General features: G+C 62.3%; 16 protein-coding genes. 6 read left to right on the forward strand and 10 right to left on the reverse strand.

Annotation, left to right across the window (positions count from 1 at the left end; genetic code table 11):
• Positions 1–13 precede the first annotated feature (13 nt).
• The 5 genes from hpaH to NKL06_RS08575 are packed head-to-tail and all read right to left on the reverse strand — an operon-like array spanning position 14 to position 4,632.
• Positions 14–823 (reverse strand): 2-oxo-hept-4-ene-1,7-dioate hydratase, encoded by an 810-nt coding sequence (gene hpaH, locus NKL06_RS08555; protein WP_023692266.1) that lies wholly within the window; start codon positions 821–823, stop codon positions 14–16.
• Positions 817–1,692, reverse strand: coding sequence for a fumarylacetoacetate hydrolase family protein (locus tag NKL06_RS08560; protein ID WP_023692267.1), 876 nt, complete (start codon positions 1,690–1,692; stop codon positions 817–819). The genes hpaH and NKL06_RS08560 overlap by 7 nt, the downstream gene beginning before the upstream one ends.
• A 29-nt stretch (positions 1,693–1,721) precedes the next feature.
• A complete protein-coding gene (gene hpaD, locus NKL06_RS08565) occupies positions 1,722–2,702 on the reverse strand; it encodes a 3,4-dihydroxyphenylacetate 2,3-dioxygenase (protein WP_023692268.1) in 981 nt (326 codons plus the stop codon).
• A gap of 14 nt (positions 2,703–2,716) precedes the next feature.
• The gene (hpaE, locus tag NKL06_RS08570; RefSeq protein WP_023692269.1) at positions 2,717–4,234 is read right to left on the reverse strand and encodes a 5-carboxymethyl-2-hydroxymuconate semialdehyde dehydrogenase; all 1,518 of its coding nucleotides are present in this window, start codon (positions 4,232–4,234) and stop codon (positions 2,717–2,719) included.
• Positions 4,235–4,245: 11 nt separating this feature from the next.
• On the reverse strand, positions 4,246–4,632 hold the full coding sequence (locus NKL06_RS08575; RefSeq protein ID WP_023667827.1) for a 5-carboxymethyl-2-hydroxymuconate Delta-isomerase: 387 nt from the start codon (positions 4,630–4,632) through the stop codon (positions 4,246–4,248).
• Between the two features lie 201 nt (positions 4,633–4,833).
• On the opposite strand from NKL06_RS08575, the gene hpaR reads away from it, so the two are divergent.
• Positions 4,834–5,229, forward strand: coding sequence for a homoprotocatechuate degradation operon regulator HpaR (hpaR, locus tag NKL06_RS08580; protein ID WP_023714916.1), 396 nt, complete (start codon positions 4,834–4,836; stop codon positions 5,227–5,229).
• 10 nt (positions 5,230–5,239) lie between these two features.
• On the opposite strand, the gene NKL06_RS08585 is transcribed toward hpaR, so the two are convergent.
• A complete protein-coding gene (locus NKL06_RS08585) occupies positions 5,240–5,749 on the reverse strand; it encodes a flavin reductase (protein WP_023692271.1) in 510 nt (169 codons plus the stop codon).
• A gap of 6 nt (positions 5,750–5,755) precedes the next feature.
• Entirely contained in the window at positions 5,756–7,300 is a 1,545-nt protein-coding gene (locus NKL06_RS08590) for a 4-hydroxyphenylacetate 3-hydroxylase N-terminal domain-containing protein (protein ID WP_023692272.1), read from the reverse strand.
• 92 nt (positions 7,301–7,392) lie between these two features.
• Here NKL06_RS08590 and NKL06_RS08595 point away from each other — a divergent pair, with 92 nt between their 5' ends.
• The 3 genes from NKL06_RS08595 to NKL06_RS08605 all read left to right on the forward strand — a co-directional run bounded on the left by NKL06_RS08595 (position 7,393) and on the right by NKL06_RS08605 (position 9,530).
• Positions 7,393–8,262: a helix-turn-helix domain-containing protein gene (locus NKL06_RS08595; protein ID WP_023692273.1), complete on the forward strand. Its 870-nt coding sequence runs from the start codon at positions 7,393–7,395 to the stop codon at positions 8,260–8,262.
• Positions 8,263–8,530: 268 nt separating this feature from the next.
• On the forward strand, positions 8,531–9,277 hold the full coding sequence (locus NKL06_RS08600) for an IclR family transcriptional regulator (RefSeq protein WP_023692275.1): 747 nt from the start codon (positions 8,531–8,533) through the stop codon (positions 9,275–9,277).
• Positions 9,278–9,299: 22 nt separating this feature from the next.
• The gene (locus tag NKL06_RS08605; RefSeq protein ID WP_023692276.1) at positions 9,300–9,530 is read left to right on the forward strand and encodes a helix-turn-helix domain-containing protein; all 231 of its coding nucleotides are present in this window, start codon (positions 9,300–9,302) and stop codon (positions 9,528–9,530) included.
• 84 nt (positions 9,531–9,614) lie between these two features.
• On the opposite strand, the gene NKL06_RS08610 is transcribed toward NKL06_RS08605, so the two are convergent.
• A complete protein-coding gene (locus tag NKL06_RS08610) occupies positions 9,615–10,340 on the reverse strand; it encodes an SDR family oxidoreductase (protein ID WP_023692277.1) in 726 nt (241 codons plus the stop codon).
• 149 nt (positions 10,341–10,489) lie between these two features.
• On the opposite strand from NKL06_RS08610, the gene NKL06_RS08615 reads away from it, so the two are divergent.
• Entirely contained in the window at positions 10,490–11,386 is an 897-nt protein-coding gene (locus NKL06_RS08615; RefSeq protein ID WP_023692278.1) for an AraC family transcriptional regulator, read from the forward strand.
• Positions 11,387–11,456: 70 nt separating this feature from the next.
• On the opposite strand, the gene NKL06_RS08620 is transcribed toward NKL06_RS08615, so the two are convergent.
• Positions 11,457–12,476: an NAD-dependent epimerase gene (locus NKL06_RS08620; RefSeq protein ID WP_032998896.1), complete on the reverse strand. Its 1,020-nt coding sequence runs from the start codon at positions 12,474–12,476 to the stop codon at positions 11,457–11,459.
• Between the two features lie 31 nt (positions 12,477–12,507).
• Positions 12,508–13,788, reverse strand: a complete 1,281-nt coding sequence (locus NKL06_RS08625) for a nucleotide sugar dehydrogenase (RefSeq protein ID WP_023692280.1) — start codon at positions 13,786–13,788, stop codon at positions 12,508–12,510.
• Positions 13,789–13,856: 68 nt separating this feature from the next.
• Here NKL06_RS08625 and NKL06_RS08630 point away from each other — a divergent pair, with 68 nt between their 5' ends.
• Positions 13,857–14,075 carry a hypothetical protein gene (locus NKL06_RS08630; RefSeq protein WP_023692281.1) on the forward strand — a complete coding sequence of 73 codons (219 nt, stop codon included), beginning with the start codon at positions 13,857–13,859 and terminating at the stop codon, positions 14,073–14,075.
• Positions 14,076–14,090 lie beyond the last annotated feature (15 nt).

A 14,090-nucleotide genomic window follows, 5' to 3' on the forward strand; every position in this document is an offset into this window, starting at 1 on the left:
CCGATGAGAGCCGTCAGCTCTTGGCGAAATGGATGCTGACCGTTCCCGAGCTGCCGAAGTCGGCGACGATCGTATCGCCGGGCCGCGCCTCGACCGGGCGCACAAACGATCCGGACAGCACCACCTCGCCGGCCGCGATGGACATGCCGTAGCGGGCGAGCCTGTCCGCCAGCCAGGCAATGCCCATCGCCGGATGGTTGAGCACGCCGGCGCCAAGCCCGGTCTCCTCGACCTCCGCATTGCGCGAGACGATGGCGCCGATCCAGCGCATATCGGCTTCATCGGGTCGTTGCGGCCGGCCGCCGACGACAATGCCGGCATTGGCGGCGTTGTCGGAAATCGTATCGAAGAAAGTGCGCGCCTTCTTTGTCTCGGCATTGACGCGTTCGATGCGCGTGTCGAGGATTTCGAGCGCCGGCGTGATATAATCGGTGGCGTTGAGCACGTCGAAGATGGTCACGCCTAGGCCCCTCAGCGGCGCCTTCATGACGAAGGCTATCTCGGCCTCGACGCGCGGCTGGATGAAGCGGCCGACGGGTATCGTCGCGCCGTCGTTGAAGAACATGTCGTCGAACAGCACGCCCGAATCCGGCGTGTCGATGGCGAGCGCATATTGCATCGCCTTCGATGTCAGGCCGATCTTCCAGCCCTTCGGGGTCAGCCCGGCATCGGTCTTGCGTTTCACCAGCGCTGCCTGGACGCGATAGGCATCCTCCATCGTCGCGTCGGGAAAATCGAGGCTGAGCAGACGGATCTGGCGGCGCGAACGCTCGGCTTCGAACAGCCTTGCCGCGGCATCTTCAACTTGCTCGGGGGTCACGATGCTGCCTCGTCGACGACCCCGTTGCGGAGCACGCCGATGCCGTCGGCTTCGACTTCGATCACGTCGCCCGGCTTCAGCCAGATCGGCGGGTCGAAGCGGGCGCCGGCGCCGGTCGGCGTACCGGTGACGATGATATCGCCTGGCACCAGCGTGGTGAAGGTGGAGACATAGGCGATGATCTTGCGGAACGAGAAGATCATCCGGCTGGTGCGGTCCTGCTGGCGCAATTCGCCATTGACGCGGGTGGTCAGCGCGATGTCGGCAATCTGCGCCTCGTCGGTGAACGGCACCAGCCACGGACCGAGCGAGCCGGTGCGGTCGAAATTCTTGCCCTGCGTGACGTTGAACTTGGCGTGCCGTACCCAATCGCGAATGGTGCCTTCGTTGCACAGGGATAGTGCCGCGATATGGTCAAGCGCATCCCTCTCGGCGATGCGTCGTCCACCCTTGCCGATGACGATGACGATCTCGCCCTCATAGTCCAGCTGCGGCGATTCCGGCGGCCGCACCAGCGGCGCGTCGTGGCCGACGAAGGAGCGGGGGAAGCGGATGAACAGCGACGGGTTGGAAGGCGCGGCCTGGCCGTCCTTGTACTCTTCGTTGCGGTCCGGGTAGTTGACGCCGACGCAGATGATCTTTTCCGGCGTCGGCAGAGGGATTTCATAAGCGATGGCGCCGACTGGAAAATCGACGGCGTAGGCTTCGGCCTCTTCCGCCAGCCGCCGTAGCACGCCGGCCTCGATCACTTCGCGCAGCGTCGGCCACTGGCTGTGCCGCGCCGACAGGTCGACGACGCCCTTATCTGTGACCGCGCCATAGCGCGTCTTGCCGCCGACGGTGAAGGTGGCGAGCCGCCCAGGTGCAGTCATCCCGGTCTCCGTCAGGTTCGCGTCTGTGGTCACGGTGCGATGATCGGCGACGCCGCCAAATCCGGTTGGCGTGCGGCCGCGCCGGCAAAGGTGCTGCCCTCCTCGAACCAGCTTTTCGGCGCCGGCGCGCCCCACAGCGTCTGGCGCTGCGGGTCCTTGAGGTCCCACTTGATCGGCTCCAGATCCGGATCGACCGTCTGGTAGTCCGAGCAGTAGATCTCGATGCGGTGATTGTCCGGGTCTCTGACATAGAGGAAGAAGGCGTTGGAAATGCCATGCCGGCCGGGGCCGCGCTCGATATTTGCGAGGTAACCCGTCGTCGCCATCAGATCGAGCAGGTCGATGATGTTGAGCGGTGTCGGCACCCAGAAGGCGACGTGATGCAGGCGCGGACCCACACCGTTGGTGAAGGCGATGTCGTGGACGCCGCCCTTGCGGTGCGTCCAGGCCGCCCACAGCTTTCCGCTACTGGCATCCTCGGTGTATTCGGTGACGCGGAAGCCAAGCTCGTTGTAGAAGGCGACGGACTCGTCGACATTGGGCGAGAAGCAGTTGAAGTGGTCGATGCGCAGCGGCTTCACGCCCTTGTAGAGCGCATATTTCTGATGAATCGGCGGCAGCCTTTCCATTTGGGCAAAGAACTCGAGCGGAATGCCGTGCGGGTCGCGGGTGCGGAAGGTGCGCGACTGGTACGGTCGCTCGACCCACTCGACCGGCAGGCCTTTTGCCTTGAAGAAGTGCTCGGCCTTGTCGAGATCCTCATCCGAGAAAACCTTGAAGCCGAGATCGCGTGCTTCGGCGCTGCCGGCCCTCTTCAGCACGATGCAGTGGTGTCCGCGCTCTTCCAGGGCCCTTAGATAGATGGCGTCCGATGTCTCGTCGGTAACCTGCAGGCCGAGCGTGTCGACATAGAAGGCGCGGGATTTCGCAAGGTCGGTGGCCGCCAGTTCGACATGGCTGAGGCGCACGATGTTGAAGGCGGGATAGAGGTTTGGTTTGGGCAGTGGCATGCGATGTCCTCCGGTCAGCCGCCGAGTTTCTGGATCGTGTGCGCTGAAGTGGCGAAGGCGATGTTCTTCGTCTCCATGTAGAAATCGAAGGAATGGTCGCCGCCGTCGCGGCCGATGCCGGAATTCTTGACGCCGCCGAACGGCGTCGGCAAATGCCGCACATTCTCCGAATTGACCCAGATCATGCCGGCGTCCAGCGCATCGGTGAAGCGGAAGGCGCGGGTAACATCCGACGTCCAGAGATAGCCGGTCAGGCCGTATTGGGTGTCGTTGGCCAGCGCCAGCGCTTCGGCCTCGTCCTTGAAGGAAATGGCGGTCAGCACCGGCCCGAAAATCTCTTCCTGGGCAATGCGCATCCTGTTGGTGGCGCCGGTAAACAGCGTCGGGCTGACATAGCAGCCACCGCCCGGACCGGCGAACTTGCCGCCGCCGGCGGCTACCACCGCGCCTTCCGATTTGCCGATCTCGATATAGGAAAGCACCTTTTCCTCGTGCACCGGATGGATCAGCGGACCAACCACCGTTTTGGGATCGAGCGGATGGCCAACCTTGATGCGCTTTGCCTTCTCCGCAACCAGATCCGTGAATGTGTCGTAGACCGAGGCTTCGACCAGAAGCCGCGACGATGAGGTGCAGCGTTCGCCGTTGAGCGAGTAGATCATGAACACGGCCGCATCCGCCGCACGTTCGAGATCGGCGTCGGCGAAGACGATCACCGGGTTCTTCCCGCCCAGTTCGAAATGCACGCGCTTCAGCGTATCGGCGCCTTGTTTCATGATCATCGAGCCGGTGCGGCTCTCACCGACAAAACCGATCGCCTTGATGTCAGGGTGCTCGGTCAGCGCCTTGCCGGCGTGCTCGCCGAGGCCGTTGACCAGGTTCCACACGCCTTTCGGCAGGCCGGCCTCCTCGGCGATCTCGACCAGCAGGCGAGCGGTCAGCGGCGAAAATTCGGCCGGCTTGTGGACGACGGTGCAGCCTGCCGCCAGCGCCGGCGCGATCTTCCATGTCGACAGCATGAACGGCGTGTTCCACGGCGTGATGATGCCGACCGGGCCGATCGGCACGCGCGTGGTGATGTTGACCTGGCCTGTCGTGCGCAGCGTCTCGCCGTCGCGCGCTTCCGGCGCGCGGTCGGCGAAGAAGCGGAAATTCTCGGCGCCGCGCAGCGCGGCCTTGGCCATGAATTTCAGCGCCTGGCCGGTGTCCATGCACTCGACGAAGGCGATCTCCTCGGCGCGCGCTTCGATCGCATCGGCTATCTTGTGCAGCAGCTTCTTGCGCCCGTCGCCCGGCATGGCGGCCCAGGCCGGGAACGCCGCCTTTGCCGCCTTGGCGGCGCGGTCGATATCGGCGGCACTGCCACGCGCGACCTTGGCCAGCGGCTTGAGATCGACCGGCGACATGCTCTCGAAGGTCGAGCCATCCACCGCCGGCACCGCTTCGCCGCCGATCTGGTTCAGCACGCCGTCGCGCTTGAAACGGGCCAGATAGGCCTCGGCCTTTTTCAGATTGCCTTCGAGGTCGGACATATCAGCTTCCGTCACTTGCCGCGCAGTCGCGGATGGATTGCGTTTTTCTTCCAGCTCAGTACCGGGTCGATCTCCCTGATCTCCAGGGAAAGAGCGAAATGCGGGGTATCGAACAGGGGGCCAAGGTATTCGCTCACCGCGGCGAAGACCGCCTCCCCGGTTCGTTTCTTGTCCTCGGCGCTGCGCCCGGTTCCAATGCGAAACGACATGTCGAGGAAAGCGTTTTCCGGCAGGCTGTCGGCGATGGCATAGGCTTCCGCACGGAAGGCCCGCACCCGCACCGCGCCGGTTTCAAACAGCCCGGTGCCGAGCACGGTGCGCAACACCAGCGCGCACAATTCGCTCATGTCGACCTTGGCATCGAGGTTGGCCGAATACTCGATGGAAAAGTGAGGCACCGCGTCTCGCCTCCCGGATTGTTGCGCTGCTGTAGTTAACGCGTTAATTACATGCAGCATCACTGAAGTCAAGCCTTGCATCCAAGTTGAGGCGACGATACGGGATGGAAAGGTCAGGTTTTGGCGTGCGGTCCCGCCGACCGCCCGCATCATTGGGGACGCTGCTTCTTGCTGCCTGAAAACACCCGTCGTTCTCTGCCGATGGCGCTGCTCCATGCCCGCGAAGTGGTGATGGCGCGGTTTCGCCCTATGCTGGCGGCGCATGACGTGACCGAACAGCAATGGCGTGTGCTGCGCGTTCTGAGCGAGGCCGGCCCTGTCGAGGCGACGGAACTTGCCGATCGCGCTTCGGTGCTGCCGCCCAGCCTGACACGCATCATCAAGACGCTCGAGGGCCGAAAATTCATCACCCGCAACAGGGCGGAAGGCGATGGCCGCCGTGTCGTGCTGACGATCGCCCCGGCGGGCTCCGCCCTTATCGATGCCTTGTCGCCGGAACGCCTCGTCATCTACCGCGACATCGAACAGCGCTTCGGACATGAGAGGCTCGAGCAATTGCTCGATCTGCTGGAGAGCCTGATCGCCGGCGAGAACTGACTGCTCCCGCTCAGCCGCCAAAACTGCCAAGCCGCGTCGGCTGCGTGTAATTGCGGTCGACATAAAGCAGCGCCGAGCCGCCGCTGCCGTGCCTGACGTCGATAACCCGGCCGATCATGACATTATGCGTGCCGACTATGTGCACATCCTCGATCTCGCAATCGAAATTGACGATCGCATCGGACAGCGCCGGCGTGCCTGAGGCCAGCGTTTGCCAGCGCGCCGCCGAATAGCGTGCCTCCATGTCCCTGGTCGCGCCGGCGAACTTGCCGGCCAGGTGCATATGGTCATGCGTCAGCACGTTGACGCAGAAGCGCCGGTTGGCGAGGAACATTGCGGCCTGCGTCGAGCGGCCGTTCATGCACACCAGCAGTGTCGGCGGTTCGTCCGACACACTGCACATGGCGGTGGCGGTGAAGCCGCCGCGCCCGGCCGGACCATCTGTCGTGACGATGTTGACCGGCGCGCAGACCCTTGCCATGGCGTCGCGGAAATCGGCCTTCGAAATCTGCGTGGCCATCTGACATCACCCGGCCGTAGAAGCGAGCGGATTGAGCCAGGTATCTCCCGTCCAGCCGTTCTCGTCATAGTCGGCCATGCAGGTGTCGACCAGTTCTTCCATGGCCTTCAGCCGGCCGCCGCGTTCGGCGCCCTTCAGCACCTGCAGCCGCACCTCTTCCGGCGCACCGGCATAGTTGAGTTCGTAGAGCGCGTGGCGGCCGCCGAACTCGGTGCCGGTCGCGTCCCACAACAGTTTCATGATCTTGATGCGCTCGACATGGCCCATGTCGTTGGAACCGCGCACATATTGCGCGAGGTATTTGTCGATCTCGGGATTGTTGAAGTCGCGCACCGATGACGGCAGGTAGATCAAGCCGGAGGCGATCACCCGGCGCACCGTGTCGATGACGCGCGGGTAGGCTTCCGACATGAAAGTCCGGTAGGCAAGGGCTGCTTCCAGGTTGGGCAGGACAGCGCCATTCGCCCAGGGGATCGGATTATAAGCCATGGCGTTGGAAAAGCTCCAGAACATGTGCCTGAGCGCGATGACCTCGCCCAGCGCCGCCTGGTTGCCTCGGAAGGCATCTCCGCCGGTGGCGCGCAGCGCCTTGGCCAGCAGGCCGGCGAGGAAGTCGAGCTTGACGGCAAAGCGTGTGCAGCCCTGGAAGCAATAGCCATGCATGAAGCCCGAAGCCGGATGGAAGGACAGGATTTTCTGCGCGTCGCGCAGCACCAGCACGTCCTCCCAGGGGATGAAGACATTGTCGAGCACCAGGATGGCATCGTTCTCGTCGAAGCGCGACGACAACGGATAGTCGAACGGAGCCGCCGCCGTGTTGGCCGTCTGCTCATAGGAGACGCGGCAGAACATCTTTACCCCCGGCGCATTCATCGGCACGATGAACATGACCGACAGCGACGGATCTTCGGTGACCGTCGCCGAGCTCTGCGCCAGGAAATTGTAGTGGGTCAGCGCCGAGGACGTCGCCACCACCTTGGCGCCGGAGACATAGATGCCGGCGTCGGTCTCCTTGGTGATGTGGACGAAGACATCCTTCACCTGTTCGGCCGGCTTGTGGCGGTCGATCGGCGGGTTGACGATGGCGTGGTTCATGAACAGCACGGCTTCCTGCGCACGCTTGTGCCAGGCGAGCGCATTGTCCTTGAACGGGCCGTACCAGTCGGCATTGGCGCCGAGCGTGTTCATCAGTGCCGCCTTGTAATCGGGCGTGCGGCCCATCCAGCCATAGGACATGCGTGACCACTCGGCGATCGCGGTCTGCTGGGCCGCGAGTTCGCCGGAGGATTTGGCGACGCGGAAATATTTGTGGGTGTAGCCGCCCGAACCGGTATCGGTAGGCGAGGTCAGCGTGCCCTGCCGCTTGGGATCGTGCAGCGCATCATAGAGGCGCGCCAGCGACCGCGCCGAATTGCGCATCGCCGGATGGGTGGTGACATCGGCAATGCGCTCGCCGTTGATGTAGACCTCGCGGCCGTCGCGCAAGCTCTCCAGATACTCGGCCCCGGTGAACGGGCGCCCATTGTCGGTACGAAAGTCTCCCGATCGCATGATGTTCCTCCACTTATGGCATCAACTCTAGCTCTCCTGGCAAGGATCGGTTAGGACGTAACGGCAAAACCGATTGGACTTTTTCCGGCGCCATGAGCCTCAATTCCATTCCTGATTTCTTTGTCTATGGCGAGCCGGTGCGGCCGCTCGAAGTCGGCTTCCTGCATGTCGAGACGGTGCTTGCGCGCAGCAACATTCATCTCGGCCAGGTTGCCGCGCACAAGCATCCGCAAATGGGCCAGATCACCTACTGGACAAGCGGCTCCGGCACTTATCGCATCGAGGATCAATCCTGGCACTTTTCGGCGCCGGCCGTCAGCTTCGTGCCGAGCACCATCGTGCATGGCTTCTCGATCGGGCCCGGCACCGACGCCATCGTCGTTTCGGTCGCCGATGATGCGCTTGCGGCAATAGCCGCTCACAGCCTGCTGCCATTGGATCGGCCGGTTTTTGCCGATAGCCTTCCTCAGCACGTCGCGTGGAAAAGGCTTGCGGCGGTGCTGGAGATGATCGCCACGGAATATGCCGAGGCGCAGGCCGGGAGTGACAAGACCCTGCCGGCGCTGATTGCCGTCGCGCTCTCCCACGTCGCGCGTCTTGGTCCCGAGGTAATGGATGCGACTGGCTCTTCCGATGCTGCATTGGCGCGCGGCTTGCGCCGTCTGGTCGATGCGCATTTCCGCGACAACTGGCCCGTCGACCGCTACGTCGAGGCGCTGGCCACGACACCGCATCTTCTCGACAAGGCCGCCCATAGGGTGCTTGGCAGCGGCGTCAAGCGGCTCATGGGCGAGCGACGGTTGCTGGAGGCCAAGCGCTTGCTGCTGTTCACCGTGCGCACCGTCGAGGACATCGCCTACGAAATCGGCTTCGACGATCCGGCCTATTTCTCACGCTTCTTCCGGGAGCGGGTTGGCCAGGCGCCCGCCGCCTGGCGCCGCGCGCAGCTGGGGCAGAGTTGAAGCTTCCGCGCCGGCCAGGATCAGGCGTTTGGGTCGACACGCCGGCCAGGCGCAGCGCCGCCGAGTTGATCCACCTGTTGATAGGTGTTGCCGCGCAGCATCACCCCTCGCACGGCGCGGCGCATCGAGATTGATGTCGCCGCGAAACTTGCTGGTGTTTTTTGTCGCTTCCAAACGGTTCGTTATTTGAACCACCATTTTATGTGCTATGAGCGGACTGCAAGGTGGATTGGCTTCCCTCCCATGCGAAGTATCTTGAGGATGCACGATGAGCACAGTCGGCAAAGCGATATCGCTGTTGGAACAGTTCACGCTCGGCGAACCGGAGATCGGCCTGTCCGAGCTCGCCCGCAAAACCGGCCTCGACAAGGCGACGGCGCGGCGCCTGCTGATGGCGCTGGCCGACCACCGCCTGATCGAACAAGAGCCGGCAAGCCGCCGCTACCGGCTCGGCGCCGGCCTGTCGCGGCTGGCCCGCTTTCGCGACGCGCATTTTCCCTTCGTGCGCGTGGCAGCACCTGTGGTTCGCGAGCTGGCGCTGGAAACAGGCGAAACGGTGCATCTGTCGGAATTCAGCGCCGGCGCACTGCTGACCGTCCACGTCGAACTCTCGGCAAAGGCCAACCGGGTCAATGTCGATGTCGGCCAGGTGCTGCCCTTGCACGGCACCGCCTCCGGCATCGCCTTTCTCGCCGCTTCGCCTCAGGAAGCGGCCGAGGCCTATGTCGACAAGCCGTTGCCGACCTTCACGCCACACACGGTGACGCAGCCCGACAGGCTGATGAAGGCGATCCGGCTTGCCGCCAAGCGCGGCTATTCCTCGAGCTCCCAAGGCTATGAAGAAGGCGTCCACAGCATAGCCGCGGCAATCCTCGGCTCCGATGGCCGTCCTTTAGGCACTCTGGCGGTGGCCTCGCCTGTGTCACGCGCCGATGACAGCGTGGCGGCCAGCCAGGGCGAAGCGGTGATCAAGGCGGCGCGGCTGATTTCAGCGCGCCTGGCCGGCGAAGCCTGACATCTCTACCGTCGCAGGGGAGATGATTAGCGGGGTAAGTTCCCAGCGGCGCACCGGCCTTGCCGCGAGACCGGAACGCTTCGTCTGGGACAGGCGGCTGGAGCGCAGCAAGGAAGAATTGTTGTCGCCCGCCCGAGTGTCGCCCACGATCTCGGAAATCGCCTTTGCTTGCGGGTTCAATTCGAGTGCGCATTTTTCGCGCGCGTTCGAGAGCCGGTACGATGTGGCCCGCGGGAGTTGCGCCAGAGGCTGAGGGCGGGTGCATTAAGGGGTGGGCCGTTTGCCGGATCTCGGAGAGCGCCCTAGCTCGCCGAAAGCCGGCATCCGGCAGCAAGTTCTACATATTGGCAGCGGTTGGCCGCACGATCACTTCGTTGACGTCGACGCCATCGGGTTGATCAAGCGCAAAACGGATCGCCCGTGCAATGGCGTCCGGTGTGAGCGACTTCTGCCGCCATTCTTTCAGAGCCGTGGCGACCTGAGGATCGCTGATATCGTCGCCCAGTTCGGTTGCGGTCACTCCGGGGGAGATGATCGTGGCGCGGATGTCGTCATGCTCCTGCCGCAGCCCCTCGGTGATTGCCCAGACGGCATATTTCGTGCCGCAATAGACCGCCGCGGTGGGCAGCACGATATGCGCACCGACCGAGGCGACATTGACGATATGCCCATTCTTCTGGGCGACGAAGCGCGGCAGCACCGCGGCGATCCCGTTCAGCACGCCGCCGATGTTGACATTGATCATGCGAGACCACTCATCGCGCTTCAGCGCGGCAAGCGGCGACAGCGGCATGACGCCGGCATTGTTGACCAGCACATCGATCTGCCCGAATTCGGCATGAGCGGCATCGGCAAAGGCGTCGAAATTCGCCGCGTCAGTCACGTCGAGTTCGCGCCACGCCACGCCTTTGCCTATTTCTGCGGCCAGCGCCTTGAGCCGCTCGGTGCGGCGGGCTCCGATGAACAGTCTGGCGCCGGCACCGGCAAGTTCCCGAACCGTCGCTTCGCCGATGCCGCTGGAGGCGCCGGTGATGAGTACAACCTTGTCTTTAAGTCCCTTCATGATCGTTTCCTTTTTCGCTGCGGTGGCGGGGAGATAGATGGCGGCGAACCGGTAAAGGGCGGTAGCGTGATCGTCCAAAGAGTTTGCACGATCCTCCAAATGAACTCGAAATGCCTTGCAACATTTCGCGCCATGAAGATTTATGCGGCATGGAGAAAATCAATGAACTCGCCGAGCTAATCACCCGCTTTGCGCCGAAATCTGGCATGGCCGGCACTGCGGTGCCGCGGCTGTCGCTCATTCGCGCCAACCAGCCCAGTGCACCCGTGCCTGCGGTCTACGAGGCGTCGCTTTGCATAATCGCCCAAGGATCGAAGCGCGTCTCGCTGGCCGACCAGAGCGTGGTCTATGACGCATCGAGCTACCTGCTCGTCTCGGTCGACCTGCCGCTGGTCGGGCATGTGTTGGAGGCGAGCCCGGCGGCGCCCTACCTCTGTTGCAAGATAGATTTTGATTCCACCGCGCTGGCCGAGCTGCTTGTGAAAGAAGGACGTGCATCCCCCAGCAGGGATCTGCCGGTGTTAGCTGCCTATCCAAGTGACCCCGACCTGATTGATGCCGCCTGTCGGCTTGTCAGGCTGCTCGATCGCCCCGAGAGCATCACCGTGCTGGCGCCGCTGATCGAACGCGAAATCCTTTACCGGCTCCTCACCGGACCGCACGGTGACACGCTTCGCCAGATGGCGTCGGTGGACAGCCACCTGAGCCAGGTCAGCCGCGCCATCGCCACGATCCGCAATCATTTCCAGGCACAACTGCGCATCGAAGACATTGCGGCGGCATCAGGCATGAGCGCGTCGTCCCTTCATGCCCATTTCAAGGCGATTACGCGCATGACCCCGCTCGAATACCAGAAGCAGCTGCGCCTGCAGGAGGCGCGAAGGATTATGCTTGCCGGCGGCGCAAACGCAGGCACGGCCGGGTTCGCGGTGGGCTATGACAGCCCTTCGCAGTTCAGCCGAGAATATCGTCGCCTGTTCGGTGCGCCGCCCCGGAAAGATATTCACCGCCTTCAGGCGACACCCAGTTCGGCTGCGGCTTATTGAGTTTTCCGAGCGGCATGCGCCAGCGATGGCTGGTCAGGAGCCAGCCGCCTCCAGGTGGCGAAGCGTCCGATCATGATCGGTAGAACTCCCGGTACCATTCGACAAAGCGCGGAACCCCTATTTCGATCGGGATTTTGGGCTTGAAGCCGGTCGCCTCCTCGAGCGAGCTGACATTGGCGAAAGTTGCCGGAACGTCGCCTGGCTGAAGTGGCCTGAGGTTGCGGTTTGCCTTGCGTCCCAGCGCGTCTTCGAGCACCTCGATCAATCGGTTCAGTTGAACGGGCGAATTGCCGCCGATGTTGTGAATCTTGAACGGGGCGTTGCTGGTCGCTGGGTCTGGCGCGACACTTTTCCACTCAGGATTGGGTGTCGCGGGTTGCTGCATGACGCGGATAATACCTTCGACAATGTCGTCGATATAGGTGAAATCCCGCTGCATGTTGCCATAGTTGAAGACCTCGATCGGCTCGCCGGCGAGGATAGCCTTGGCGAAGATGAACAGCGCCATGTCCGGCCGCCCCCACGGACCATAGACGGTGAAAAAACGCAGCCCGGTGGTCGGCAGTCGAAACAGATGGCTGTATGTGTGCGCCATCAGCTCGTTCGCCTTCTTGCTTGCGGCGTAAAGGCTGAGCGGATGGTCCGCCGGATCGTGCACGGAAAACGGCATGCGGGTGCTGCCGCCATAAATCGAACTCGACGATGCATAGACCAGATGGCCGACGGAGGCCTGCCGGCATCCTTCCAGGATGTTGACAAAGCCGCTGAGGTTGCTTTCCACATAGGCGTGCGGATTGCTGATCGAATAGCGTACGCCGGCTTGCGCCGCGAGATTGACGACAACCTCCGGCGCGGCCGAGAGGAAGAGCTCCGAAATACGGTCCCGCTCCGTGAGATCGGCATGCTCGAAACAAAAATTTGAAAACGCTTTCAGCCGCTCGAGACGAGCCTGCTTCAGGCTGACGTCATAATACTCGTTCATGGAGTCGAGGCCGATAACCTGGCGTCCTTCGGCAAGCAGCCTCAGACAAAGATGAAACCCTATGAACCCGGCTGCGCCGGTGATCAGTATCGGCCTGCTTGATGTCACTGCATATCCTAGCGTTAATTTCAGGCGAGCTTTACAAGCTCCAGTATTTTATGTTGTCGGGAACTTCATTGGGCTTGATGGCCGACTTGACATCGAACAGTGTCCCCCCCGGCCTGATCATTTGAAAAAGACGCGCTCTTTCGTTGGTGAGATATTGCCTGTGAGGCACCGCCAGAACAAGCGCCTGCAAATCGTTTATCTCATCGAGCGGCAGGATTGTTTCGCCGTGATCACGCCGAGCGGTTTCGACATCGGCAAGGGGATCATGGACTTTGGGGACAATTCCGAACTGCCTTAGTTCCTTGACCATGTCGAAAACGCGGCTGTTGCGCAAATCCGGCACGTCCTCCTTGAATGTCAGCCCGAGAATGCCGACAGAAGCCCCTTTGACGGGCGTGTCAGAACCAATCAGCCGTTTGACAACCTGCTGGGCGACGAAGGCCCCCATGCCGTCATTGATGCGACGTCCGGCGAGGATGATCTGCGGATGGTAACCTTCTGCCTCGGCCTTGGCGGTCAAATAATATGGATCGACGCTGATGCAGTGGCCGCCGACGAACCCCGGTTTGAAGGGAAGGAAGTTCCATTTCGTCGACGCAGCATCAAGAACATCCTGCGTCCGGATATCGAGCCGCTCGAAGATCATTGCCAGTTCGTTCATCAGCGCGATGTTCAGATCGCGCTGGGTGTTCTCGATAACCTTCGCTGCCTCGGCCACCTTGATCGACGGGGCGCGGTAGACGCCGGCATCGATGATACGGCCATAAACGTTCGCGACGCGCTCCAGCGTCTCGTTATTCTCGCCGGAGACGACTTTGACGATCTTTTGCAGCGAGTGTTCTCGATCGCCGGGGTTGGCGCGTTCGGGCGAATAGCCGAGGGCAAAGTCGCGGGGATGTCGCAGGCCGGAAACCTGCTCGATGATCGGCCCACAGAAATCTTCGGTCACACCTGGATAGACTGTCGACTCAAAAACGACGACGGCGCCTTTGCTCACCGCCTCGCCGACGAGTTCGGACGCCAGTTTCAAAGAAGCTAGATCGGGAGCGCGATTTGCGTCGATAGGGGTTGGCACGGCGACGATGAAGAAAGTAGCGCCTTTCAACATCTCCCGGTCGGTGGTCAGCCCTATCGAGGTCTCCTTGAGCGCCGTTGCGTCAACTTCCCCCGTACGATCGACGCCGCCATGCAATTCCCCGATCCGACGCTCGCTGATGTCAAAAGCTATGGTGCCGGGGAAAACCTTCCCAAAGGCAATGGCTACCGGCAGGCCGACATAACCCAGGCCGATAACTGCAATGCGTTCGGACATCCGTGGGGTTCCTCGAGCCACCTGTTGAGCCGACGTGCTTGTATGGCAGGCTGTTGGCCAATTCAACGATGCTCTATCGCGAAGAGGAATGTCTCACGCAAATAGGCGTCACCGTTTTTTTCATGTTGCCATCCGCCGATGTCATCGAAGTTGTGGATAAAATCCAGCAGGATCGGGTTTCGAGCCACTCTCTGCTGCGGATTGGGGTGAACCGTCAGGTTCTGCCGGCCATCTACGCAGCGGCGGCCCTGACGACAGGGCTGATATTCTCTGCTGCCAATCCATAGGCCACTATCGGCCTC

The organism is Mesorhizobium sp. C268A (assembly GCF_040324475.1).
GTDB lineage: Bacteria > Pseudomonadota > Alphaproteobacteria > Rhizobiales > Rhizobiaceae > Mesorhizobium.